The sequence below is a fragment of the Nocardioides sp. Leaf285 genome, from assembly GCF_001422955.1.
Lineage (GTDB): Bacteria > Actinomycetota > Actinomycetes > Propionibacteriales > Nocardioidaceae > Nocardioides > Nocardioides kribbensis.
In genome coordinates this window covers 541,154-564,223 of sequence record NZ_LMNH01000004.1, presented here as the reverse complement: position 1 = coordinate 564,223, position 23,070 = coordinate 541,154, and the positions used below count along the sequence as shown (strand labels likewise).

Sequence of the window (23,070 nt, the reverse complement as noted above, 5' to 3'; positions counted from 1 at the left end):
GGTTCTACCGGAATCTAGCGATCTCGCGAGAGAGCTAGATATCCAGGAATCGGACGTCCTTGGCGTTGCGCTGGATGAAGGAGCGCCGCTGCTCGACGTCCTCGCCCATGAGGATCGAGAAGATCTCGTCGGCGTGGGCGGCGTCGTCGAGGGTGACCTGCAGCATCAGCCGCTGGTCGGGATCCATGGTGGTCTCCCACAGCTCCTTGGCGTTCATCTCGCCGAGGCCCTTGTAGCGCTGGACCGGGTTCTCCTTGGGCAGCTTCTTGCCCGCGGCCTGGCCCTCGCGCAGCAGCGCGTCGCGCTCGGCGTCGGAGTAGACGAACTCGTGCTCGGCCGGCTTGTTCCACCGCAGGCGGTAGAGCGGGGGCTGGGCCATGTAGACGTAGCCGCCCTCGATGAGGGGGCGCATGAAGCGGAAGAGCAGCGTCAGCAGCAGGGTGTTGATGTGGTGGCCGTCGACGTCGGCGTCGGCCATCAGCACGACCTTGTGGTAGCGCAGCTTGGCGGGGTCGTACTCCTCCTGGATGCCGGTGCCCAGGGCGGAGATGATCGACTGCACCTCAGTGTTGCCCAGCACCTTGTCGATGCGGGCCTTCTCGACGTTGAGGATCTTGCCGCGGATCGGGAGGATCGCCTGGATGCGCGGGTCGCGGCCCTGGCGGGCAGAGCCGCCGGCCGAGTCGCCCTCGACGATGAAGACCTCGCACTCCGCGGGGTTGGTCGACTGGCAGTCCGAGAGCTTGCCGGGAAGGCCGCCGCCGCCGAGCAGGCCCTTGCGGTTGCGGGCCAGGTCGCGCGCCTTGCGGGCGGCGAGGCGGGCCGACTGCGCGGCCTGGGCCTTGCGCACGATGTCCTTGCCCTCGGCGGGGTTCTTCTCCAGCCAGTCGCCGAGCTGCTCGTTCATCAGGCGCTGGACGAAGCCCTTGGCCTCGGTGTTGCCGAGCTTGGTCTTGGTCTGGCCCTCGAACTGCGGCTCGCCCATCTTGATCGAGATGATCGCGGTGAGGCCCTCGCGGATGTCGTCGCCGGAGACGCGGTCCTCCTGCTTCTTCATCAGGCCCCACTCGAAGCCCCACGTGTTGACCAGCCCGGTCAGCGCCGCTCGGAAGCCCTCCTCGTGGGTGCCGCCCTCGTGGGTGTTGATGGTGTTGGCGAAGGTGTGGACCGACTCGGTGAAGCTGGTGTTCCACTGCATCGCGACCTCGAGCGACATGTGGTTCTCCACCGACTCCGGGGTCTCGGCCTCGAAGGAGATCACCGTCGGGTTGGCGGCGGTCTTGCGGCGGTTGAGGTGCTCGACGTAGTCGACCAGGCCGCGGTCGTACTTGAAGACCTGCTCCAGGCCGCCGGCGTCGCCGCGCTTGATCGCGTCGTGGCCGGCGTCGTCGATGCCGCCCTCGTCGTCGGGGTCGACGGTGTTGTCCTCGACCGCGTCGGCGACCTCGCTGGCCGCGGGACGCTCGTCGCGCAGGACGATCTCGAGGCCCTTGTTGAGGAAGGCCATCTCGCGGAAGCGGGCGGAGATGGTCTCGAGGGAGTACTCGGTGGTCTCGAAGATCTCCGGCGAGGCCCAGTAGGTGACCGTCGTGCCGGTCCGCTCGCCGGGCTCCATCGCGCGGACCTGCTCGAGCGGGCCGTCGGGCACCCCGATGGTGAAGGACTGGCGCCACAGGTGGCCGCGGTTGCGCACCTCGACGACCAGGTGGGTCGACAGGGCGTTGACCACGGAGACGCCGACGCCGTGCAACCCACCGGAGACCTTGTAGCCGCCCCCGCCGAACTTGCCGCCGGCGTGGAGCATGGTCAGCGCCATCGTGACCGCCGGCATCTCCTGGCCCGGGGCGGTGTCGGTGGGGATGCCGCGCCCGTTGTCCTCGACCCGGATGGCGCCGTCGTCGGTCAGCGTCACGACGATCCGGTCGCAGTAGCCCGCGAGCGACTCGTCGACCGCGTTGTCGACGATCTCCCAGATCAGGTGGTGCAGGCCGCGCACGCCGGTGGAGCCGATGTACATGCCCGGACGCTTGCGCACGGCCTCGAGGCCCTCGAGGACCTGGATCGCGGAGGCGTCGTACTCGACGCCGTTGGGCGGCTGGGGGGCTGTCGTCTCCGGGATCTCTGCCTGGTTGTCCTCGGACACGTCCACCTCTTCAGACTCCGGCTCCGCGAGGAGCGTGACATGAGCAGGGTCGCGCGAGGCGACCCAGAGTCCCATGATAGCCCGCTGGGGGCCTCTGCTCACGCAGGCGTCCCCAGCCGGGGGTCCTCACTGTGGAAAAAACCGCCCTGAGCGCTCCCTGAGGGCCTCGTGGAGCGCATGGGAGGGGGTCGGACAGGGACGGGTACGCCGGAGCCGCTCCGTGGGGCGCCGAGCGGCGCAGGCGCGACGCGGCCGCGGGTCAGCCGTAGGTGTCGCGCGGGCCGCGACCGTCGCGCACCGAGCGCGGGCCCTTCTTCCACGTCGGCCCGTGGGGGCCGAGCACCTCGATCACCACGACCGTGCCGTGGCCCAGCTCCTCGTTGAGCCGGCGCACCAGCGTCGGCGCCAGCAGCTTGAGCTGGGTGGCCCAGGCGGTGGAGTCGGTGCGCACGACCAGGCGCCCGTCGGCGAACGACTCCGGCGTGCAGTGCGAGGAGACCTCCTGGCCGACCAGCTCGGGCCAGCGCCCGAAGACGCCGTGCACCCGCAGGTCGAGCTCCCAGCCGTGGTCGCCCACGAGCCGCGCCAGCGTGGCGTCGAGCAGCTGGGGGTCGCGGTCGTCGGGGTGCGAGCCGCTGACCCGACCGCCGCTGCCGCGGTCGCGGCGCGGCCTGCGCCGGCGCGCCGCCGACGTCGTGCCGGCCGTGGCCCGTGCGATCGCCCGGGCCAGCTCCAGCCCGTCGGGGCGGTGCTCCGGCTGCTCGTCGGGCTCCGCCGCGGTCGGGCCGTCGGAGGCGGCGGGCCCGGCGGGCCGCTCGGGGCGGTCGGGCCGCTCGGGGCGGTCGGGGCGGGGGCCGTCAGCGGGTTCGGTGGGGTCAGGCATCGTCGCGGCGTACCTTCCCCTCCCCCACCAGGAACCTCGCTCCGGCCAGCGCGGCCGGCACGTCGGCGGCGACGGCCGCGGTCACCAGGACCTGCTCGGCCCCCGCGACCAGCTCGGCGAGCTGCGCCCGCCGCTCCGTGTCGAGCTCGGCGAATACGTCGTCCAGGATCAGGATCGGGTCGTCGCCGTCGGAGCGCAACAGGTCGTAGGAGGCCAGGCGCAGCGCCAGCGCGAACGACCACGACTCGCCGTGGGAGGCGTAGCCCTTCACCGGCAGCCGCGGCCCGCCGCTGGTCGGGGCCTCCTCGCCGTCACCGGCGCCGGGGTCGGCGTCGGCCTCGGCCGCCGCATCGGCCGAGGGCCCGGCGCCGTGGCCGATCGTGAGCAGCAGCTCGTCGCGGTGGGGTCCCACCAGCGAGATGCCGCGGTCGAGCTCGTCCTTGCGACGCCGCTCCACCTCGGCCAGCAGCGCCTCGGCCAGCTCGGGCTGGGTGCGGGCACCGCCGAGCTCGAGGCTGGGGCGGTACTCGATGTCGGCGTCGTCGCGGCGCGCGCCCCGCGCGACGGTCGCGTAGGCGGAGCCGACGTAGGGCCGCAGCTGCTCGACCAGCGCCAGCCGCTCGGCGAGCAGCTCGGCGCCGGTCGTGGCCAGGTGGGAGTCCCAGACGCCGAGCGTCGACAGCGCGCCCTCCTGCGCCGAGCTGCCGCGGCGCGCGGCGCCCGCGGTCTTGAGCAGCGAGTTGCGCTGGCGCAGCACCCGGTCGTAGTCGGAGCGGACCCCGGCCAGGCGCGGGGTGCGCAGCACGAGCAGGTCGTCGAGGAACTTGCGCCGGTCCGACGGGTCGCCCTTGACCAGCGTGAGGTCCTCCGGCGAGAAGACCACGGTGCGCACCAGACCGACCAGGTCGCGGGCCCGCGGCAGCGGGGAGCGGTTGATCCGGGCGCGGTTGCTCCTGCCGGGGTTGAGCTCGACCTCGAGCACCGCCGTGCGCCCGTCGCGCACGACGGCGGCCCGCACGATCGCCTGCTCCGCGCCGGCCCGGATCAGCGGGGCGTCGCTGGCCACCCGGTGGGAGGCCAGGCGCGAGAGGTAGTCGATCGCCTCGACCAGGTTGGTCTTGCCCTGGCCGTTGCGGCCGATGAAGGCCGTGACGCCCGGCTCGAGCGCGACGTCGGCCGCGGGGTAGGAGCGGAAGTCGTGGAGGGTGAGGTGGGAGACGTACACCCGGCGGCCGGGCCTAGCCGCCGCGGACGTCGGGGTTGGCGTCGCCGCCGACGGGGGCCTCGGTGTGCACGGCGTGACCGCCGAACTGGTTGCGCATCGCCGCGATCGCCTTCATCGCCGGGCTGTCGTCCTGGCGCGAGGTGAACCGGGCGAAGAGCGAGGCGGCGATGACGTTCATCGGTACGGCGTTGTCGATGGCCGCCTCGACCGTCCACCGGCCCTCGCCGGAGTCGTCGGCGTAGCCGCGGAGCTGGTCGAGGTGGGTGTCGTCCTCGATGGCCGCCACGAGCAGGTCGAGGAGCCACGAGCGGATGACGGTGCCGGAGCGCCAGGAGTCGAACACGGCCGGGACGTCCTCGACGAGGTCGACCTTCTCCAGCAGCTCCCAGCCCTCGGCGTAGCTCTGCATCATGGCGTACTCGATGCCGTTGTGGACCATCTTGGCGAAGTGGCCCGCGCCGGGCTTGCGGCCGGCGTGGACGAACCCGCCCTCGGCGGGCTTAAGGGCGTCGAGGGCCGGCTGGACCTTGGCGACGTCCTCGTCGGAGCCGCCGCACATCAGGGCGTAGCCGTTCTGCAGGCCCCACACACCGCCGGAGACACCGCAGTCGACGAAGCCGACGCCCTTCTCGGCGAGCATCGCGGCGTTGGCCTGGTCGTCGGTCCACTTGGAGTTGCCGCCGTCGACGACCAGGTCGCCCTCGCCGAGCAGCTCCCCCAGGGCCACGACGGTCTCGCGGGTGGGGTCGCCCGCGGGCACCATCACCCACACGACCTTGGGCGAGGGCAGCTGCTCGACCATCGAGGCCAGGCTGTCGGCGTCGGCCAGGTCGGGGTTGCGGTCGTAGCCGACGACGGTGTGGCCGGCCTCCCGCAGGCGCGAGCGCATGTTGCCGCCCATCTTCCCGAGTCCGACGAGTCCGATGTCCATGAGTACCTCCGGGTGCGCGGGCAGGGGTGGGCCCCGGCGGGGGCCGAGGGGTGGTGGGTCAGGAGAGCAGGCGACGCGGCATGAGCAGGTAGCGGAAGCCGGTGTCGGTGCCCGCCTCGGCCGGCGACCCGCTGATGACGACCGGCTTGGCGGCCTGGGTGAAGGCCAGCTCGACGATCGGCTCGTCGATGGCGCTCAGCCCGTCGAGCAGGAACTGGGGGTTGAAGCCGGTCGTGATGTCGTCGCCCTCGATCTGGGCCTCGATCGACTCCGAGGCCTGCGCCTCGTCGCCCGACCCGGCGTCGAGGGTGAGCACACCGTCACTGAAGGCCAGCTGCACGGCGGTGTTGCGCTCGGCGACGAGCGAAACGCGCTTGACCGACTCGATCAGCGCCGCCTTGTCGACCTTGGCCACGGTGAGGTGCTCGCTGGGGAAGAGGCTGCGGACCTTGGGGAACTCACCGTCGAGCAGTCGCGTCGTCGTACGCCGCACCCCGCCCGGCGCCGCGCCCTCGAAGCCGATGATGCCCTCGCCGCTGCCGCTGGCGGCCAGCGCGATGACGACCTCGCTGCCGGCGGTCAGCGACTTGGCGGTGTCGCCGAGCACCTTCGCCGGCACCAGCGCCGCGAGGGTCTCGTCGGGGGTGCGGGGGTCCCAGCCCAGCTCGCGCTGGGAGAGGCGGAAGCGGTCGGTGGCTAGCAGCGAGATGCTCGACCCGTCGATCTCGAGCCGCACGCCGGTCAGCACCGGGAGCATGTCGTCGCGCCCGGCCGCCGTGACGGCCTGGGCCACCGAGTGGGCGAAGACGTCGCTCTGCACCGTGCCGGTCGCGGCGGGCATGTCGGGCAGCGACGGGTAGTCGGCCACCGGCATGGTCTGGAGGCTGAAGCGGGCCGAGCCGCAGGTGAGGGACACCCGTGAGCCGTCGAGCACCATCTCGACCGGCTTGGCCGGCAGGCTGCGGCAGATGTCGGCGAGCAGCCGGCCGCTGACCAGGGCGCGGCCCTCGGTGGTCACGTCGGCCTTGAGCGTGGCGCGGGCCGAGGTCTCGTAGTCGAAGGTCGAGAGCACCAGGCCCTCGTCGTCGGTCTCGATCAGCAGGCCGGCGAGGACGGGGACGCTCGGACGGACCGGCAGGCTGCGGGCAGCCCAGGCGACGGCATCGGCGAGCACGTCGCGTTCGACGCGGAACTTCACGGTGTGTCCTTCGGGTGCGGCTGGGCTCTGGGGGGCTGATCCTGCCACGTCGTCCCGGCCGCTGGGAGTCCGGTGCGTCCTGTCGTGCTCCGTGCACCGGGTGCTCGCCCTGCGCTCCTCGGTCCGTCGCAGGCGCCGGGCGAGCGAGTTGTGCACAGGCAGGGGGGTCGGAACATGTTCACGGAGGATCTGGACGTCTGGAGGTACGGAGGAGTCATAGCAGCGGTGGAATCTGTGGACAGCCAGCGTCTGTGCAGGTCAGGCCGCGTGGCGCTCGCTCACAGGCCCTGTGCACGACGCCGTGGAACCACAAGGACCGGTGTGCAGTCGCGGGCGGCCCGTGAGCTCCGTCCACCGCTCGTCCACAGCCTCTCCCGCCGATCCGGGGCCGGCGCACAGGCGGCTCCACATCACACAACGGTGTAGTTCACCCGCGCACCGACGAGGTGGCGACGAGTCGATCAGACCTGGCGGGCCTGCATCTTCACGCGGTTGGTGAGCTCGCTGACCTGGTTGAAGACGGCGCGGCGCTCGGCCAGCAGCTGGTTGATCTTGCGGTCGGCGTACATGACCGTGGTGTGGTCGCGGTTGCCGAACTGCGCGCCGATCTTCGGCAGCGACAGATCGGTGAGCTCGCGGCACAGGTACATCGCGATCTGGCGGGCCATGACGAGGTGCCGACCGCGTGAGGGGCCGGTGAGCTCCTCGATGGACAGACCGAAGTACGCCGCCGTCTGGGCGATGATCAGCGCAGCGGTGATCTCGGGCTCCCCGCCCTCGGGGATCAGGTCCTTCAGCACGATCTCGGCCAGGGTCATGTCGACCTCCTGGCGGTTGAGGTTGGCGAAGGCCGTCACCCGGATCAGCGCGCCCTCCAGCTCGCGGATGTTGGTCTGGATCTTCGAGGCGATGAACTCCAGCACGTCCGGCGGCGCGGTCAGGCGGTCCATGGCGGCTTTCTTGCGCAGGATCGCGATGCGCGTCTCGAGGTCGGGGGGCTGGACGTCGGTGATCAGCCCCCACTCGAAGCGGTTGCGCAGCCGGTCCTCGAGCGCCTCGAGCCGCTTGGGCGCGCGGTCGGAGGTCAGCACGATCTGCTTGTTGGCGTTGTGGAGGGTGTTGAACGTGTGGAAGAACTCCTCCTGGGTCTGGGTCTTGCCCTCCAGGAACTGGATGTCGTCGATCAGCAGCACGTCGACGTCGCGGTAGCGCCGCTTGAAGCGGTCCTGCCGGTCGTCGCGGATCGCGTTGATGAACTCGTTGGTGAACTCCTCGCTCGACACGTAGCGCACCTTGGCGCCGGTGTAGAGCGAGCGCACGTAGTGGCCGATGGCGTGGAGCAGGTGGGTCTTGCCCAGCCCGGAGTCGCCGTAGACCAGCAGCGGGTTGTAGGCCTTGCCGGGAGCCTCGGCGACAGCGACGGCCGCCGCGTGAGGGAAGCGGTTGGACGAGCCGATGACGAACGTCTCGAAGGTGTACTTGGGGTTGAGCCGGGTCTCCAGCGCGCTCGTCTGGCGGCTGCCCGCCTGCTCCGCGACGGGGGCGGGCTCGGCGCGCCGTCGGTCTATGTCGACATGTCGATCAATGGTCTCGACCGGGGTCGGGTCGGGACTGGTGGGGCGGGGCTCGTCCTCGAGCTGGGGGTTGACCGTGACCGCGATACGGATCTCCCGGCCGAAGGAGACCGTGAGGGCGTCCTCCAGCTGACCACGCAGCCGCCCCTCGAGCTGTCCCCGCGTGAAGTCGTTGGGCACGGCGATGATCGCCGTGTTGCCGTGGAGCGTTACCGGCTCGCTGGCGTTGAGCCAGGCGCGCTGGTTGGGCTGCAGGTCCGCCACCACCGACCGCCAGGCCGGGCCGAGCTCCGGGGGCGTCTGGTCCACGTCTTGGTCCACGTCCTTGCCGCCTTCTGGTTGACCTTCTGGTTCGGCCCTCCGGAGGGGACCCCGGCCCGGGCGGGCCGCACGGTGCTCTACTTCTCCACACCTTTGTCCACAGGTTGTGAAACTCCGTCGCGACCTCGTCGTCGCCGTGGTGCCGAGGAGCCGGGTGCGTCCGCTCCCCCCAGCGTCTTCCCAGGTCAAAGGGGTGATGCGCCGGTGCTGCGGCGCGGTGTGGCGGTGCTGGCCACCTCGTCGGAGCCGTGGGTGCACGGGTCGTCGGAGACCGCGAACGTAACGCGGTGCGCGAGCCGCGAGCAAGACGTCATCCACAGGCTGGGGCGACCCCGTAGGCTGGGGCCGCCCGAGGGTTTGACCCTGTGGAATTCGAACGCGTACCGTTTGCCGGTCATCCGGCGTCGACGGGTGCCGCATGTCCAGGTGCAGCAGTGGACCTGGGTGGGCGGTACCAGCCGACAGGTGCGTCGGGGGTCCGGTCCGCCGGACGCCCCCGGGGTCCGGGCTCGCAGAGCCGTTGACCGCCAGTCCCTTGAACCGAAAGAGAAGCTCGTGAGCAAGCGTACGTACCAGCCGAACAACCGTCGTCGCCACAAGGTGCACGGGTTCCGCCTGCGCATGCGCACCCGCGCCGGCCGGTCGATCCTCTCCTCGCGCCGCCGCAAGGGCCGCAAGAGCCTGGCCGTCTGAGCCTGACGACGGCCTCGGCCACCCGGTGCTCCCCCGCGACCACAGGCTCCGCGACTCGGACTCGTTCCGACGCGCGGGGCGCGGTCGGCGCGCGGGGAGCCGCACGCTCGTGGTGCACCTGAGCACCCCGGACGCCGCGGGACCGGCACGGGTCGGCTTCGTCGTCAGCAAGGCCGTCGGCAACGCCGTGGCGCGCAACAGCGTCAAGCGGCGGCTGCGACACCTCGCCCGGGAGCAGCTCGACACGCTCCCGGGCGCTGCTGTGCTCGTGGTCCGTGCGCTGCCGGCCGCCGCCGGCGCCCCCAGCGCGGAACTCCGCTCCGACCTCGAGCGTTGCCTCCAGCGGGTGATGGTGTGAAGTACCTGCTCATCGGCTTCCTCCGGCTCTACCGCGCGGTGGTGAGCCCGCTCTACGGTCAGGTCTGCCGCTACCACCCGTCGTGCTCCGCCTACGCGCTGGAGGCGGTGACCGTGCACGGCAGTGCCCGCGGCAGCTGGCTCGCGGCCCGTCGTGTGGCGCGGTGCCACCCGTGGGCCGCCGGCGGCTACGACCCCGTGCCACCCTCTGTCCGTCCCACCCGCCGCTCGGCGGGACCCGTCTCGACATCCCAGCAAGGAGCCTGATCGGTGGGCGCAATCGGCGACTTCTTCACCTTCATCGCGACCCCGCTCTACTACGCGATCTCGGGCGTGCTGATCCTGTGGCACAAGCTGTTCACGGCCGTGGGCCTCGACCCGGCCGGTGGCGCCTCGTGGGCGCTGTCGATCGTGGGCCTGACGCTGGTGATCCGCGCGGCGCTGATCCCGCTGTTCGTCAAGCAGATCAAGTCCAGCCGCAACATGCAGCTGATCCAGCCCAAGGTCAAGGAGCTGCAGAAGAAGTACGGCCACGACCGGGAGCGTCTCGCGCAGGAGACGATGAAGCTCTACAAGGACACGGGCACCAACCCGTTCGCCTCGTGCCTGCCGATCCTGCTGCAGATGCCGATCTTCTTCACCCTGTTCCACCTGCTCAACGAGGCCGCGAAGGACTACACGGCCCGCGGCTTCCTGACCAGCACCCTGGCCCGGCAGTTCGGTGACTCGAAGCTCTTCGGGTCGATCCCCCTGGCCGACAGCTTCTGGGGCTCGGGCGTCTGGCGCGAGGGCGGTGGCGACCTCAGCGTCATGCTCTTGGCGCTCTTCCTGGTGCTCGCCATGACCGCCACGACGTTCTTCACCCAGCGTCAGCTGATGAGCAAGAACATGCCTGCCGACGCCCTCTCGGGCCCCTACGCCCAGCAGCAGAAGCTGCTGCTCTACGTCCTGCCCGTCGCCTTCGGCCTCGGCGGCGTGGCCTTCCCGATCGGCGTGCTCCTCTACTGGACCACCTCCAACCTGTGGACCATGGGTCAGCAGTTCTACGTCATCCGCAACAACCCCGCGCCCGGCACGCCGGCCTTCGCGGCCAAGGCGGACCGCGACAAGGCCAAGGCTGCGAAGCACGGCACGGTCGTCGAGGAGGTGGAGGCACCCGTCGAGGAGCCCCGCCGTCCCGCCGTGCGGCAGCAGCCCAAGAAGACCACGAAGCAGCAGCGCAAGTCGGGCGGTAGCAAGCCCGGCGGCGGCACCCAGGGAGGCAAGAAGTGACGCAGGAGTCCGCCCAGCAGGAGGCCCTCGAGGGCGAGGAGCAGGCCGCCTCGACCGACGACGCCCGGACCTCGACCGTCGCCGGCGTGGAGGAGGTCACCCACGACCTCACCGCCCAGGCGGCCCAGGGGCCCGGCAGCGAGTCGTCGGCCGCCGAGCGTCGCCTGGCCGAGCTCGAGGCCGAGGGCGACATCGCCGCCGACTACCTCGAGGAGCTCCTCGACATCGCCGACCTCGACGGCGACCTCGACATGGACGTGGAGGGCGACCGGGCGTCGGTCTCCATCGTCGGTGCCGACCTCAGCCAGCTCGTCGGGCAGCGCGGCGAGGTGCTGGACGCCCTGCAGGAGCTGACCCGTCTCGCGGTCTACCGCGAGACCGGCGAGCGCTCGCGTCTCATGCTGGACATCTCCGGCTTCCGCGCGCAGAAGCGGACCGAGCTGGAGGCCCTCGCGGCCGACAGCGTGGCGCAGGTGCGTGACTCCGGGGAGCGTCTCTCGCTGCAGCCGATGTCGCCCTTCGAGCGCAAGGTCGTCCACGACGCGGTCGCCGAGGCCGGGCTGTCCTCGGAGTCCGAGGGTGTCGAGCCGCGGCGGTACGTGGTGGTGCTGCCGGAGTGACGGTCCACTCCCCCGCCCGCGGTCGGGCCGCCTCGGTGGACCGGCGTGTCCGAGGCTGACGTTCCACGTGAAACACCCTCCCCGCCCGACGTGGCCGGGAGGGTGTTCTCGCTCGACCGCCTTCCCCTGGCCGTCCGGCTCTGGGAGCTGCTGGCCGACGCCGGCGTGGTCCGGGGGCTGATCGGCCCGCGCGAGGTCCCGCGACTGTGGGACCGGCACCTCCTCAACTGTGCGGTGCTCGCCGACGCCCTGCCGGCGGGGTCCTCGGTGTGCGACATCGGGTCCGGGGCCGGCCTGCCCGGGCTCGTGCTCGCGGTGCGACGGCCCGACCTGAGGCTGACCCTGGTCGAGCCGTTGCTGCGGCGCACGACGTTCCTCGGCGAGGCGGTGGAGGAGCTCGGCCTCGACAACGTGGTCGTACGCCGTGGACGCGCCGACGACCTCCATGGCGAGCAGACCTTCGACGTCGTCACCTCCCGGGCCGTGGCGCCGCTGGAGCGGCTGCTGGGATGGTCGATGCCCCTGGTGGCGTCGGAGGGCGCCCTGGTGGCGATGAAGGGGTCCTCGGTGGCCGACGAGGTGGAGGAGGCGCGCGGCGCGCTGCAACGCTGGGGATGCGCGGAGCCTGAGGTGCTCACGCTGGGGGTCGGTACCGTCGATCCCCCGACCACGGCCCTCCGGGTGGCCTGGTCCGACCCGGCGACGGTACGTTGGCCTCCTGCGCCGACGCGCGACGAGCCCCGCAGACCCGCCCGCGGGGGGCCCGCCCGTCGTCGTGGCGGTCGCCGCCCCCGCTGAGGGGCCCCGGAGTTATCCACCGGGACGCGCCCCTGCATTCCGCCTGTTCCACGCTCAGAGAGGCCAGTTCTCCACAGATGGCACACCATTCTCCACAGGGCGTACCGACGTCGTCAGACCAGTCCGTTTCACGTGAAACGGGACCGGCGAGCATCGGCCCCGGGGCCGCGGGGTCCTCGGGCTACACGGTGAGGACGGCGGGCGAGATGGCGGCCTACGAGCCCTCGCTGCACGACGACGCCACTCCCCTGGCCCGCGCGGCCGAGCACACGGTGCTGGCACGCGAGGGGCGGCGCACGGGACCGGCCCTCCCCCGGCCCCGCGAGACCCGCGTCTTCGTGGTGGCCAACCAGAAGGGCGGGGTCGGGAAGACCACCTCCACGGTGAACGTCGCCGCCGCCCTGGCCCAGCTGGGCCAGAAGGTGCTGGTGGTCGACCTCGACCCGCAGGGCAACGCCTCGACCGCGCTGAACATCGAGCACCGGCGCGGTGTCGCGTCGACCTACGACGCCCTGGTCGACGGCGCTCCCCTGGAGGAGGTCGCCGTGGCGTGCCCCGACGTGGCGGGCCTCATGGTCGTGCCGGCGACCATCGACCTGGCCGGCGCCGAGATCGAGCTCGTGAGCGTCGTGGCGCGCGAGGGCCGGCTGCGCAAGGCCATCCACGGCCATCCCCTGGTCGGCAGCCTCGAGGAGATCGGGGACGAGCGCATCGACTACGTGCTCATCGACTGCCCGCCGTCCCTGGGGCTGCTCACCCTCAACGCCCTGGTCGCCGGGGACGAGATGATGATCCCGATCCAGGCGGAGTACTACGCGCTGGAAGGGCTCGGACAGCTCCTGGAGACCGTCGACATGGTGCGCAAGCACCTCAACCCGGAGCTGTCGGTCTCGACCATCCTCATCACCATGTACGACGCGCGCACCCGCCTGGCCGCCGGCGTGGCCAGCGAGGTGCGCGAGCACTTCGGGGAGCAGGTGCTCCGCACCAACATCCCCCGCTCGGTGCGGGTCTCCGAAGCGCCGTCCTACGCCCAGACCGTGATGACCTACGACCCCGGCTCCCCCGGCGCGCTCAGCTACCTGGAGGCGGCCCGGGAGATCGCGACGAAGGCGGTGGCGGTGTGAGCGGCTCCCGGCCTCCCGCGCGTCGGGGCCTCGGACGCGGCCTGGGCTCGCTCATCCCGACCTCCGCCCCGCCGGCGGAGGCCGACGACGCCTCGACGTCTCTTGACGGGGTCAGCCCGGGACGCGCCGCCGAGGGCTCGGCCCCGACCCACGCCGTGGGCGGCGCGGCGCCCGCGCAGGCCGACGTACGCCGGCCCGCGCCCGGGAGCACCGGTGAGGAGCTGGCCCCGGTGGCGGGCGCCTACTTCGCCGAGATCCCGCTCGACCAGGTGCACCCCAACCACGCGCAGCCACGGCAGGTCTTCGACGAGGAGGCGATGGCCGAGCTGGTCCACTCGATCTCCGAGGTCGGGCTGCTGCAGCCCGTGGTGGTGCGGCGCATGGGGCCGGAGTCCTACGAGCTGGTGATGGGGGAGCGGCGCTGGCGTGCCTCCCAGCAGGCCGGCACGGGCACCATCCCGGCGATCGTGCGCTCGACCGACGACACCGACATGCTGCGCGACGCGCTGCTGGAGAACCTCCACCGCAGCCAGCTCAACCCGCTCGAGGAGGCCTCGGCCTACGCCCAGCTCCTCGAGGACTTCGGCTGCACCCACGACGAGCTGGCGCAGCGGATCGGGCGCTCGCGCCCGCAGATCAGCAACACGCTGCGGCTGCTGCGGCTGAGCCCGGCGGTCCAGCGGCGCGTGGCCGCGGGCGTGCTGAGCGCGGGCCACGCCCGCTCGCTGCTCGCCGTGGCCGACGCCGACGCGCAGGACCGGCTGGCCAGCCGGGTGGTGGCCGAGGGCATCAGCGTGCGGGCGCTGGAGGAGATCGTCGCGCTGGGGGAGACCGGCGCCGAGGACGAGCCGCGCGTGCGCCGCCGCAAGCCGGCGGCACCGGGTCTGGCCGACCTGTCGGACCGGCTGGCGGACCGGCTCGAGACCAGGGTGAAGATCGACCTGGGCAAGAGCAAGGGCCGGATCACCGTGGAGTTCGCGACGCTGGAGGACCTGCAGCGGATCATCGACCTGATGGACCCGGACACCGGGACATCGGGCGATTGATCGATAGATTGCTTTGTCGACAAAGCAATCTATCGATCAAACGACGACATGTGCGGCGCGATCAAGCGCCGACAGGCGTCTGAGCGGTGCTCCGGAGTTCGTCAGGAGCGATTCTGAGCGCGCTTGGCCGCGCGCCGCGCCGCGCGATCGCGCTTCTCGGCCGCGTCGAGCTCCTCAGCGCGCTCGGGAGTGGGCGCCGAACCGCCGTGACGGGCGGGGAGCCACCACGATCCGGGCGGCTGCTCGTCGGCGGGGTAGGCCGCGATGGTCTCGTCGAGCATGCGCGACATCGCCGAGCGGAGCTCGGCGGTCTCGCCCACGGGGTCGGCACCGGTCGGGTGCAGGGGGGCGCCGACGGTGAGGGCGATGGTCTTGCCGCGGGAGAAGTCGCGGGGGTGGTCCTTGGTCATCATCCGCTGGGTGCCCCACATGATGACGGGCACCAGCGGCACGCCCGCCTCGGCAGCGATGCGCGCCGCGCCGGACTTGAACTCCTTGAGCTCCATGGAGCGGGAGATCGTGGCCTCGGGGAAGATGCCGACGGCCTCGCCCTCGCGCAGCCGGTCGACGGCGGTGCGGAACGACGCGACGCCCTCGCCGCGGTCGACCTCGATGTGGTGCAGCGAGCGCATCAGCGGTCCGCCCAGGCGGTGGTCGAAGATCTCCCGCTTGGCCATGAAGCGCACCAGGCGACCCGACGGGTTGGCGGCCAGGCCGCCGTAGACGAAGTCGACGTAGCCGATGTGGTTGTAGGCCAGCAGCACTCCGCCGCTGCGGGGCACGTGCTCGGTGCCGGTCATGACGAAGCGCTGCCCGAGCAGCTTGAAGCCGGTCTTGGCCGCGACGATGATCGGCGGGTAGGTGAGGTCCATCAGGACAGGTCCGTCCCGGGCGCGTCGTAGCCCTGGTAGGGACCGACCCCGCGCTCGGGGGCGGCGGCACCGAAGGTGGCCCGCAGCTCCATCTCGGCCTCGAGCACGCCGGCGAGGCGGCGCACGCCCTCACGGATCCGCTCGGGCGTGGGGTAGCAGAAGGACAGCCGCATCGAGCTCGAGCCGTAGCCGTCGGCGAAGAAGGCGGTGCCGGGCACGTAGGCCACCCGGGCGGTCACGGCGCGGGGGAGCATCGACTTCGCGTCGATGCCCGGGGGGAGGGTGAGCCAGACGTAGAACCCGCCGTCGGGGACGTTCCACTGGCAGGCCGCCGGCATGAGGTCCTCGAGCGCCGAGACCATGGCGTCGCGCCGCTCGCGGTACATCTCGCGGAACTGCTTGATCTGGCCCTGCCAGTCGTGGTTGGCGAGGTACGCCGACACCGCCATCTGCGAGAACTGCGGCGGGCACAGCGTGGCCGACTCCTGGGCCAGCACGAGCTTCTCGCGCACCGGGTGCGGCGCGAGCGCCCACCCGACCCGGAAGCCCGGGGCGAAGGTCTTGGAGAACGACCCGAGGTAGATGACGCCCTCGGCCTCGTCGGCGCGCAGCGCGCGCATCGGCTCCTGGTCGAAGCCGAGCAGACCGTAGGGATTGTCCTCGAGCACCAGGACGCCCTCGCGGCGGCAGATGTCGAGGATGCGGGGGCGCCGCTCGGCCGAGAGCGTGATGCCGGCGGGGTTGTGGAAGTTGGGGATCGTGTAGAGGAACTTGATCCGGCGACCGGAGGCCTGCACCGAGGCGATGGCCTGCTCGAGGGCCTCGGGCACGAGCCCGTGGGCGTCCATCTCCACGTGCACGACGTCGGCCTGGTAGGCCTTGAAGACGCCGAGCGCGCCGACGTAGGAGGGGGCCTCGCACAGCACGACGTCACCGGGGTCGCAGAAGATCCGCGTGACCAGGTCGACGGCCTGCTGGGAGCCCACGGTGACCACGACGTCGTCGGGGTGGGCCTCGATGCCCTCGAGGCGCATGACGTCGGTGATCTGCTCGCGCAGCTCCGGCACGCCCTGGCCCGACCCGTACTGCATCGCCACCGGGCCCTGCTGGGTCACGAGGTCGCCGATGGCGCTGCTCACGACGTCGAGGGGGAGCCCGGAGATGTTCGGCATGCCGCCGGCGAGCGAGACCACCTCGGGCCGCGACGCGACGGCGAAGAGAGCTCGGATCTCCGAGGCGGTCATGCCGGCCGTGCGCGCGGCGTATCGGTCGACGTAGGAGTCGAGACGGGACTGTGAGCGCGCAGGCGTGGATTCCATGACCCCTCTAGCATGAAGGATGGAGGCGGCTCGCGCACGCGCGGATCGCTGTTCGGTCGGCCACCTTTGCCCTGGCCCGTGACGCGGGCCGGCGTGGAGGCAGGGTCGAGCGGCCACGAGCCCCGCCCGGTGCGGGGGAGTCCGGGAGGTCCCATGTCGCGCAAGGTCGTGCACCTCACCCTCGACCACCTCGCCGCGCTCGACGCGCCGTGCCGCGACTGCGTGTTCTGGCAGCTCGACCCGGTGCGGCGCGCCCGCGTCGACCTGGAGGGCGACGCGGGGGAGGAGAAGCGGGCGTGGCTCTCGGCCGTGCTGCGCGACTGGGGCTCCTGCGGGCGGGTGGTGCTCGTCGACGGACGGCCCGTGGGCCACGTGGTCTACGCGCCGCCGGCGCTGCTGCCGAGCGCCGACGCCTTCCCCACCTCGCCGGTCTCGCCCGACGCCGTCCTGCTCGCCTCGGCGTACGTCGACCCCGCGCACGCGGGCGTCGGGCTGGGCCGGCTGCTCGTGCAGGCGATGGCGCGCGACCTCGTGGAGCGCGGCGGCTACCGCGCGGTCGAGGCCTTCGGCCGGGTCGACGGTCCCGGCGCGCCGGGCCGGCGAGGACGGCAGTGCCTGCTGCCGGCCGACTTCCTGGGCCGCGTGGGCTTCGGCACGCGCCGCGCCCACGGCGGGGTGCCGCGGATGCGGATGGACCTGCGCTCGGCGCTGACGTGGCGCGACGAGGTCGAGGTGGCGCTGGAGCGGCTGCGCGGGGTGGTGCGCCCGGCACCCGCGCCCGCGCCGAGCCCGGACGCACGCGTCCCCGGCACCCCACGAGGGGTGCCGGGGACGGAGGAGTGAGCCCGCGACGACCGCGGGTGCTCCGGTGCCTCAGGCGTTGATGAAGTCCGACAGCTCGTTGAGCAGCGTCGCCTTGGGGCGGGCGCCGACGATGGTCTTGACGACCTCGCCGCCCTGGTAGACGTTGATCGTCGGGATGCCGGTCACGCGGTAGGACGAGGGCGTGACGGGGTTCTCGTCGACGTTCATCTTCATGAAGGTGATCTTGTCGCCGTGGGCCGTGGCGATCTCGTCGAGGATCGGGGCGACCTGGCGGCACGGGCCGCACCACTCGGCCCAGAAGTCCACGAGGACCGGCTTGTCGGACTTGAGCACCTGAGCCTCGAACTCGGCGTCGGTGACGGCACTGATGTTGGCCACGATGATCCCTACTCTCTCTGCTGACGTCTGTGGTGGTGGAACGCGGCGCGCGGGGTGGTTGTTCCCCGCGGCGGCCGCGCGGGGGCGCTCAGAGCCCGGCGGTCTTGACCGCGTCGGTGGCGGCGGAGCCGGCCACGGCGTCCTGCGCCTCGGCGCGGGTGGCCGCGGTGTGGTCGAGCTCGGCGACGTAGCGCTCGGCGTCGAGGGCGGCGGCGCAGCCCGTGCCGGCCGCGGTGATGGCCTGGCGGTAGTGGTGGTCGACCAGGTCGCCGCAGGCGAAGACGCCGGGGATGTTGGTGGCCGTCGAGGGGTGCTCGACGAGCACGTAGCCCTCGTCGTCGAGGTCGACCTGGCCGGTGAGCAGCTCCGAGCGCGGGTCGTGGCCGATGGCGATGAAGAGGCCGGTGGCCTCCAGCGCACGGGTCTCGCCCGTGGTGGTGTCCTCGAGGGTGAGCGACTCCAGCTTGTCGGCGCCGTGGATCTCCTTGACCGCGGAGTTCCAGACGATCTCGAGCTTGGGGTCGGCGAAGGCGCGCTCCTGCATGATCTTGGAGGCGCGCAGCTCGTCGCGACGCACGATGAGGGAGACCTTGGAGGCGAAGCGGGTCAGGAAGGTGGCCTCCTCGACCGCGGAGTCGCCGCCGCCCACGACCGCGATGTGCTGCTCGCGGAAGAAGAAGCCGTCGCACGTCGCGCACCACGAGACGCCGCGGCCCGACAGCTCGTCCTCGTGGGCGATGCCGAGCTTGCGGTAGCCCGAGCCGGTGGCGAGGATCACCGAGCGCGCGGTGTAGGTGTCGGTGGCCGTGCGCACGGTCTTGACGTCGCCGGTGAGGTCGACCTCGACGATGTCGTCGGAGACCAACTCGGCACCGAAGCGCTCGGCCTGGGCGCGCATCTCGTCCATCAGCGCCGGGCCCATGATGCCGTCGCGGAAGCCGGGGAAGTTCTCCACCTCGGTGGTGTTCATCAGCGCACCACCGGCGGTGACCGAGCCCTCGAAGACCAGGGGCTCCAGGCTCGCGCGCGCGGCGTAGACCGCGGCGGTGTAGCCGGAGGGACCCGAGCCGATGATGATGACCTGTCGGGTGACGTCTGGGCGGGTGTCGGACATGGAGTCCAGTCTCCTCGGGATGACGGGGGCGGTGCCTGGGAAGAAGTGCTGTGGCACCTGCGGGTGGAACCGATCCTAGGTGAGCGGCATTCCCGGGCCGGCGCCGTCGCGCCAGGGTGGCCGGGCGCCGGGTCGCGGCGGTGGGTGGTGGCGGCGGTGTGTGGTGGCGGTGGCGGGCTCAGCGCCGGGGGAGGGTGACCGAGCGGAGCACCTCGGCGGTGCCGCACTGGAGCAGGTCGACGACCTGGGTGTCGCCGGCGGGGCTGCGGAAGGCCAGCACCGCGGGCTCGCCGGCGTAGCGCACGCGCACCAGCAGGCCGGGCCCCCAGTCGGCGCTCTCGCAGACGTCCCACCCCGCGAGGGCGCGGGCGGCCCGGCGCGCCGACCGCTCGGCGAGGGCGTTGAGGCTGCTGTCGTTGCTCGGACCGGCCAGCTCCTCGGAGCCGTCGTCCTCGGCGGCGAAGGCGGCGACGCGGCGGGCGGCGGCGGAGGCCTCGTCGCGCACCCGCGAGACCGAGCCGGTGAAGTCGCGCTCGGTGAGGCGGCGTACGCCGGGCACCGCGAGCTGGGCCGACTCGAGGAAGCCGTCGGCGGCCGCGGTGTCGGACTCCACGTCGGCCCGGTCCTCGGTGGCGGGAGCGGTCTGGGACGGGTCGGCGCCCGACCCGGCGGAGCCGGCCGCCTCGGCGCCGACGTCGGCGGTGGACTCGTTGGCGTCGCCCGAGCCGGCGAGGGTGATCTCGGGGACGACCTGGGCGGCGCCGACACCGACCACGACGACCGCCGCGGCGGCCACGAGGAGCCGGGTGACGCGGCGTCGCCGGCGCGCCTGGTGGGCGGCGAGGTCGATCGGGGCCGGGGAGGTGGCGACGTCCTCGCCGGCGTCGAGACGGGCCAGCACCTGGTCGAGCCGCGCGGCCACGTCGACCGGGAGGGGCTCGGTGTGGCGGGCGTCGGCCAGCCGCCGGGTCACCTCCCGCTGCTGCTCGGGGGTGAGGTCGGGGTCGTGGGCCATCGGGCTCCTCCTCTCGGGGCCGGTGCTGGTGCTGGTGGTGGTGAAGGTGGTGGGTGCGGGGCTGGTCGTGCCGGCCGGGGGTCCGGTGCCGGCGTCGGTCCGGGTGGGCTGCTGGTCCAGTGTGGCGGGGGCCCGGTCAGGCCGGTGGGCCTCGTGGGTCGGCCTCGGATCGGACGGCCGACGGCGCGGTCGGGTTCCGAGGCTCGGGGTGGTCGTCGTCACGCCGCTCGCGCAGCACCCCGAGGAGCGGGGCCAGCCGGGCCCGCCCGCGCGAGCACCGCGACTTCACGGTGCCGACGGCGCAGTCGAGGACGGCGGCCGCCTCGGCCACCGAGTAGCCCTCCATGTCGACCAGCACCAGGGCGGCGCGCTGCTCCGGGGGCAGCGAGGCCAGCGCGGCGAGCACCTGTCGCCGCTGCTCGGCGCGCACCGACCGGTCGGCGGGGTCCTCGGCCTCCGGCGCGGCGGAGAGGCGCGAGCCGCGGTCGCCGTACTCCTCGAGGTCGTCGGGCAGGGCGTCGGTGCGGCGCACGCGCGCCGCGCGGAGGCGGTCGAGGCAGGCGTTGACCACGATGCGGTGCAGCCAGGTCGTCACGGCGGCGTCGCCGCGGAAGGACCCCGCGCGCCGGTAGGCCGCGATCATGGCGTCCTGCAGGCCGTCGGCGGCGTCCTCGGGGTGCCCGGTCGTGCGCAGGGCCACCGCCCACAGCCGGTCGCGGTGGCGGGCGAAGAGCTCGCCGAAGGCCGCGTGGTCACCGCCGACGTGGGCGTGGAGGAGCTCGGCGTCGCTGCGGGACCCGGCGCCGGCCTCGGCGGCAGTGGGGTCGTCGGCGTCCTCGGCGTCGTCGGGTCGCGGCCCCGCCGCCCCGGGCTCGCTCACCCGCGGACCTCGACCTCGGCCACCTCGCCGCGCCAGCCGCCCTCGACGGCGGGCAGCGAGGTGAGCCAGACCGTGAGGTAGGAGCCGGCGGCGGGCTCGTCGAGCACCGCCTGCTGCTGGGTGCCGCCGGAGGTCTCGGCCACGGGGTCGAGACCCTCCACGTCGGTGGGGGCGGTGTCGGTGACGTAGAGCGCGGTGGTGGTGCCCTCGCCGACGAGCGTGAGGTCGACCTCGCTGACCTCCTGCTCGCCGCCGAGGTCGACCACCAGGCCCACGCCGGTCTTGAGGCCGCCCGGCCCGAAGTTCTGGAGGTACGTCGCGGTGCGCCAGACCGTCGCGGGGTCGCCGTCGACGGCGAGCGGGGTCAGCTCGGGGTACTCCTCCTGCGGGGGGTCGCCCTGGGGGTCGAGGTCGCTCGCGCTGAGCCCCGTGAGCGGGGTCGGCGCCGCGGTGGGCGTGGCCGACGCCGACGCGCTCGGGGAGCTGGACCCCTCGGGCTCCGGCTCGGCGCCCAGCGGGGTGCGACCGCGGCCGACGTTGACGGCGACCACGACGCCGACGAGCAGCACGAGGCCCAGCAGCAGCGCCGCGGCCAGGCGGAAGGTGTTGCGACCGGGGACCTCGCCGGCGGCGCCGTCGTCGGGCTCGGCGTCGTCGCTGCCCGGCGGGGGCGGCGGCGCCGCGGGCCCCCACGGCCAGAACTCCCCCGACTCCGCCTGCTCGGCGCCGGGGCGGGCGCGACGCACGGGGCCGCCGTCGTCGGGCTCGGGGGCGAAGAGCGGCCGCTCGGGCGGGTCCTCGAAGGGCGGGGGCGGGGGCACCGGCTCGCTGCGCGCCTGCAGCCAGGACACGTCGTCGGTCTCGTCGTCGAAGATCGGCAGCCCGGCCTGGGTGGGCTGCTCGGCGGCCGCCGGGGTGGGGGAGGAGCCCGCGAGCAGGCCGTCGCCGGGCGCCGAGGGGCGGGCGGGCTCGTCGGCGCGCGCGGCCCGGGTGGTGTCGTCCGCCGGGTGCGTCGCGGTACCGGTGCCCGCGTCGGTGTCGGTGTCGGCCCCGGTGTCGGCCGCGGTGTCGGTGTCGGCCGCGGTGTCGGCCGCGGTGTCGGCCCCGGTGTCGGGGAGCGCCACGACGGTGGTGGGCGCGTCGGTGGCCGCGTCGGGGCTCTCACCGGCGGTGTCGGCGGTGTCGGTGGTGTCGGCGGGGGTCTCGGGGGTCCCGGCGGTCAGGGGCACGACCGTGGTGGGCTCCTGGTCGGCAGGCTCCGGGCCGGGGGTCCGGGAGTCCGGGGAGGGCGCGGGACCCAGCGGGTCGCTCGAGCGGACCGGGGCCGCTGCGGGCGTCGCCGCCACGGTCGGCCCGGCGGTCGTCACCGCGGTCGTCACGGGGGCCGGGGCCGGGGTCGGTCCGGGGACCGCGGGCAGGCTGATGGTCTCGTCGCCGCGATCGACCAGGCGGGTGGCAAGCTCCTCGGGGATGCCGACGGGGTCGCCGACGAACTCGACCAGCTGGTCGGCGAGCGCCTGGGCCGTGGCGGGGCAGCGGGGGTCGTGGCCCCGCTGGGCGGCGGTGGCGGGGTTGAGGACGTTGTCGCACAGCTGGTCCAGCATCCGGGGGATGCCGGCGCGCACCTGGCGCGGTCGCAGCAGGCGCCCGTGCTCCTGCGGGGCCGGCACGACGACCGACCCGGAGATGCCGGCCCACCGGCCCGTGAGGGCGGCGTACAGCAGGCCGGCGAGGTCGGTGAGGTCGTCGTCGGGGTCGGTGTGGGTCAGCCCGTGCAGGGCGGCGTCGACGCACAGGCCGATCAGCCGCACCGAGCCGTTGCGGTCGACGAGGACGTTCTCGGGGTTGAGCCGCCCGTGGGAGACCCCGGCCCGGTGGGCGGTGGCGGCGGCGGCCGCGACCTCGGCGACCAGCCAGGCCGCCCGCCGCGGGGCCAGCGGACCGCCCGCGGCCAGCATGATGTCGAGCGACGTGCCCGACCCCCACTCGTTGACGACGTAGCAGAGGGCGTCGGTACGCTCGGCGTCGAGCACGCGCAGCACGTGGGGGTCGTGCACCGTGGCCGAGCGTCGCGCGGCCTCGAGGAGGCCGGCGGCGCGGTCGTCGTCGGCGGCGATGACGTGGATCGCCACCTGCCGCTCGAGCACGCGGTCGTGGGCCCGCCAGAAGCGACCGTCGCCGCTCTCGCTGAGCAGGTCGACCAGCCGGTAGCGACCGGCGAGCTGGTCTCCGTGCCTGATCGAGTGGGGCACCGCGGTCCTGGCTCCTTCGTGCGCTGGGGGCGGGCGTCGGGCCCGGGTGAGCCGGGCGCGCGGGCGCCAGCGGCGCCCGGACCATGGTAGGCGCCCGGGTCGGGACGGGGCGACCGACGTCGCACAGCCGCGAGACGCCCGCGCCGGGTGCCGTACGCCGGGTCCGAACCGCCCCTCGCCCGGGCGCCGGGCCGGTGGTGCCGGGTCCCGGGGGAGGGGCAGGAGAG

General features: G+C 73.2%; 22 protein-coding genes. 9 read left to right on the top strand and 13 right to left on the bottom strand.

The window, feature by feature from the left end:
* Positions 1 to 34: 34 nt before the first annotated feature.
* The 6 genes from gyrB to dnaA form a co-directional block, all read right to left on the bottom strand.
* Positions 35 to 2,218, bottom strand: a complete 2,184-nt coding sequence (gene gyrB / locus ASF47_RS16850) for a DNA topoisomerase (ATP-hydrolyzing) subunit B (protein ID WP_082500440.1) — start codon at positions 2,216 to 2,218, stop codon at positions 35 to 37.
* Between the two features lie 184 nt (positions 2,219 to 2,402).
* Positions 2,403 to 3,026 carry a DUF721 domain-containing protein gene (locus ASF47_RS16845; RefSeq protein WP_056865113.1) on the bottom strand — a complete coding sequence of 208 codons (624 nt, stop codon included), beginning with the start codon at positions 3,024 to 3,026 and terminating at the stop codon, positions 2,403 to 2,405.
* Positions 3,019 to 4,251, bottom strand: a complete 1,233-nt coding sequence (gene recF / locus ASF47_RS16840) for a DNA replication/repair protein RecF (protein ID WP_056865112.1) — start codon at positions 4,249 to 4,251, stop codon at positions 3,019 to 3,021. Before recF ends, ASF47_RS16845 begins: the two co-directional genes overlap by 8 nt.
* A gap of 13 nt (positions 4,252 to 4,264) precedes the next feature.
* Complete coding sequence (gene gnd, locus ASF47_RS16835; protein ID WP_056865111.1) at positions 4,265 to 5,182, bottom strand: phosphogluconate dehydrogenase (NAD(+)-dependent, decarboxylating); 918 nt, start codon at positions 5,180 to 5,182, stop codon at positions 4,265 to 4,267.
* Positions 5,183 to 5,240: 58 nt separating this feature from the next.
* Positions 5,241 to 6,380 carry a DNA polymerase III subunit beta gene (gene dnaN / locus ASF47_RS16830; RefSeq protein WP_056865110.1) on the bottom strand — a complete coding sequence of 380 codons (1,140 nt, stop codon included), beginning with the start codon at positions 6,378 to 6,380 and terminating at the stop codon, positions 5,241 to 5,243.
* A gap of 461 nt (positions 6,381 to 6,841) precedes the next feature.
* Positions 6,842 to 8,275: a chromosomal replication initiator protein DnaA gene (gene dnaA, locus ASF47_RS16825; protein WP_082500439.1), complete on the bottom strand. Its 1,434-nt coding sequence runs from the start codon at positions 8,273 to 8,275 to the stop codon at positions 6,842 to 6,844.
* 555 nt (positions 8,276 to 8,830) lie between these two features.
* Between dnaA and rpmH the strand changes: the two genes are divergently transcribed.
* The 8 genes from rpmH (at position 8,831) to ASF47_RS16785 (ending at position 14,188) form a co-directional block, all read left to right on the top strand.
* A complete protein-coding gene (gene rpmH, locus ASF47_RS16820) occupies positions 8,831 to 8,968 on the top strand; it encodes a 50S ribosomal protein L34 (protein ID WP_056156542.1) in 138 nt (45 codons plus the stop codon).
* Positions 8,969 to 8,993: 25 nt separating this feature from the next.
* A complete protein-coding gene (gene rnpA, locus ASF47_RS16815; RefSeq protein WP_056865108.1) occupies positions 8,994 to 9,326 on the top strand; it encodes a ribonuclease P protein component in 333 nt (110 codons plus the stop codon).
* Complete coding sequence (gene yidD / locus ASF47_RS16810; RefSeq protein ID WP_056865107.1) at positions 9,323 to 9,592, top strand: membrane protein insertion efficiency factor YidD; 270 nt, start codon at positions 9,323 to 9,325, stop codon at positions 9,590 to 9,592. Before rnpA ends, yidD begins: the two co-directional genes overlap by 4 nt.
* A 3-nt stretch (positions 9,593 to 9,595) precedes the next feature.
* Positions 9,596 to 10,597, top strand: coding sequence for a membrane protein insertase YidC (gene yidC, locus ASF47_RS16805; protein ID WP_056865106.1), 1,002 nt, complete (start codon positions 9,596 to 9,598; stop codon positions 10,595 to 10,597).
* A complete protein-coding gene (locus ASF47_RS16800) occupies positions 10,594 to 11,217 on the top strand; it encodes a Jag family protein (protein WP_414855745.1) in 624 nt (207 codons plus the stop codon). Before yidC ends, ASF47_RS16800 begins: the two co-directional genes overlap by 4 nt.
* Positions 11,218 to 11,319: 102 nt before the next feature.
* A complete protein-coding gene (gene rsmG, locus ASF47_RS22135) occupies positions 11,320 to 12,015 on the top strand; it encodes a 16S rRNA (guanine(527)-N(7))-methyltransferase RsmG (protein ID WP_082500438.1) in 696 nt (231 codons plus the stop codon).
* 206 nt (positions 12,016 to 12,221) lie between these two features.
* On the top strand, positions 12,222 to 13,142 hold the full coding sequence (locus ASF47_RS16790; RefSeq protein WP_156697963.1) for a ParA family protein: 921 nt from the start codon (positions 12,222 to 12,224) through the stop codon (positions 13,140 to 13,142).
* Positions 13,139 to 14,188, top strand: a complete 1,050-nt coding sequence (locus tag ASF47_RS16785) for a ParB/RepB/Spo0J family partition protein (protein WP_056865103.1) — start codon at positions 13,139 to 13,141, stop codon at positions 14,186 to 14,188. The genes ASF47_RS16790 and ASF47_RS16785 overlap by 4 nt, the downstream gene beginning before the upstream one ends.
* A 101-nt stretch (positions 14,189 to 14,289) precedes the next feature.
* Here the strand turns inward: ASF47_RS16785 and ASF47_RS16780 are convergent, their stop codons facing one another.
* Both ASF47_RS16780 and ASF47_RS16775 read right to left on the bottom strand, forming a co-directional pair.
* Positions 14,290 to 15,060, bottom strand: a complete 771-nt coding sequence (locus ASF47_RS16780; protein WP_327138666.1) for a lysophospholipid acyltransferase family protein — start codon at positions 15,058 to 15,060, stop codon at positions 14,290 to 14,292.
* Entirely contained in the window at positions 15,060 to 16,379 is a 1,320-nt protein-coding gene (locus tag ASF47_RS16775; protein WP_056865101.1) for an aminotransferase-like domain-containing protein, read from the bottom strand. Before ASF47_RS16775 ends, ASF47_RS16780 begins: the two co-directional genes overlap by 1 nt.
* 153 nt (positions 16,380 to 16,532) lie before the next feature.
* Between ASF47_RS16775 and ASF47_RS16770 the strand changes: the two genes are divergently transcribed.
* On the top strand, positions 16,533 to 17,222 hold the full coding sequence (locus ASF47_RS16770) for a GNAT family N-acetyltransferase (RefSeq protein ID WP_056865100.1): 690 nt from the start codon (positions 16,533 to 16,535) through the stop codon (positions 17,220 to 17,222).
* A 30-nt stretch (positions 17,223 to 17,252) separates the two neighbouring features.
* On the opposite strand, the gene trxA is transcribed toward ASF47_RS16770, so the two are convergent.
* The 5 genes from trxA to ASF47_RS22130 all read right to left on the bottom strand — a co-directional run bounded on the left by trxA (position 17,253) and on the right by ASF47_RS22130 (position 22,843).
* Positions 17,253 to 17,582, bottom strand: a complete 330-nt coding sequence (gene trxA, locus ASF47_RS16765) for a thioredoxin (protein ID WP_056865099.1) — start codon at positions 17,580 to 17,582, stop codon at positions 17,253 to 17,255.
* 88 nt (positions 17,583 to 17,670) lie between these two features.
* On the bottom strand, positions 17,671 to 18,696 hold the full coding sequence (trxB, locus tag ASF47_RS16760) for a thioredoxin-disulfide reductase (RefSeq protein WP_056865098.1): 1,026 nt from the start codon (positions 18,694 to 18,696) through the stop codon (positions 17,671 to 17,673).
* A 178-nt stretch (positions 18,697 to 18,874) separates the two neighbouring features.
* The gene (locus ASF47_RS16755) at positions 18,875 to 19,711 is read right to left on the bottom strand and encodes a hypothetical protein (RefSeq protein ID WP_056865097.1); all 837 of its coding nucleotides are present in this window, start codon (positions 19,709 to 19,711) and stop codon (positions 18,875 to 18,877) included.
* Positions 19,712 to 19,847: 136 nt separating this feature from the next.
* Complete coding sequence (gene sigM / locus ASF47_RS16750) at positions 19,848 to 20,591, bottom strand: RNA polymerase sigma factor SigM (RefSeq protein ID WP_082500436.1); 744 nt, start codon at positions 20,589 to 20,591, stop codon at positions 19,848 to 19,850.
* Positions 20,588 to 22,843 carry a protein kinase domain-containing protein gene (locus tag ASF47_RS22130; RefSeq protein ID WP_056865096.1) on the bottom strand — a complete coding sequence of 752 codons (2,256 nt, stop codon included), beginning with the start codon at positions 22,841 to 22,843 and terminating at the stop codon, positions 20,588 to 20,590. The genes sigM and ASF47_RS22130 overlap by 4 nt, the downstream gene beginning before the upstream one ends.
* Between the last annotated feature and the right edge of the window lie 227 nt (positions 22,844 to 23,070).

Excerpts from the sequence above, each read along its gene's own strand:
- gyrB (WP_082500440.1), bottom strand. The coding sequence starts at position 2,218 with ATGGGACTCTGGGTCGCCTCGCGCGACCCTGCTCATGTCACGCTCCTC.
- ASF47_RS16845 (WP_056865113.1), bottom strand. The coding sequence starts at position 3,026 with ATGCCTGACCCCACCGAACCCGCTGACGGCCCCCGCCCCGACCGCCCC.
- gnd (WP_056865111.1), bottom strand. The coding sequence starts at position 5,182 with ATGGACATCGGACTCGTCGGACTCGGGAAGATGGGCGGCAACATGCGC.
- ASF47_RS16790 (WP_156697963.1), top strand. The coding sequence starts at position 12,222 with ATGGCGGCCTACGAGCCCTCGCTGCACGACGACGCCACTCCCCTGGCC.
- ASF47_RS16780 (WP_327138666.1), bottom strand. The coding sequence starts at position 15,060 with ATGGACCTCACCTACCCGCCGATCATCGTCGCGGCCAAGACCGGCTTC.
- ASF47_RS16775 (WP_056865101.1), bottom strand. The coding sequence starts at position 16,379 with ATGGAATCCACGCCTGCGCGCTCACAGTCCCGTCTCGACTCCTACGTC.
- ASF47_RS16770 (WP_056865100.1), top strand. The coding sequence starts at position 16,533 with ATGTCGCGCAAGGTCGTGCACCTCACCCTCGACCACCTCGCCGCGCTC.
- trxB (WP_056865098.1), bottom strand. The coding sequence starts at position 18,696 with ATGTCCGACACCCGCCCAGACGTCACCCGACAGGTCATCATCATCGGC.
- ASF47_RS16755 (WP_056865097.1), bottom strand. The coding sequence starts at position 19,711 with ATGGCCCACGACCCCGACCTCACCCCCGAGCAGCAGCGGGAGGTGACC.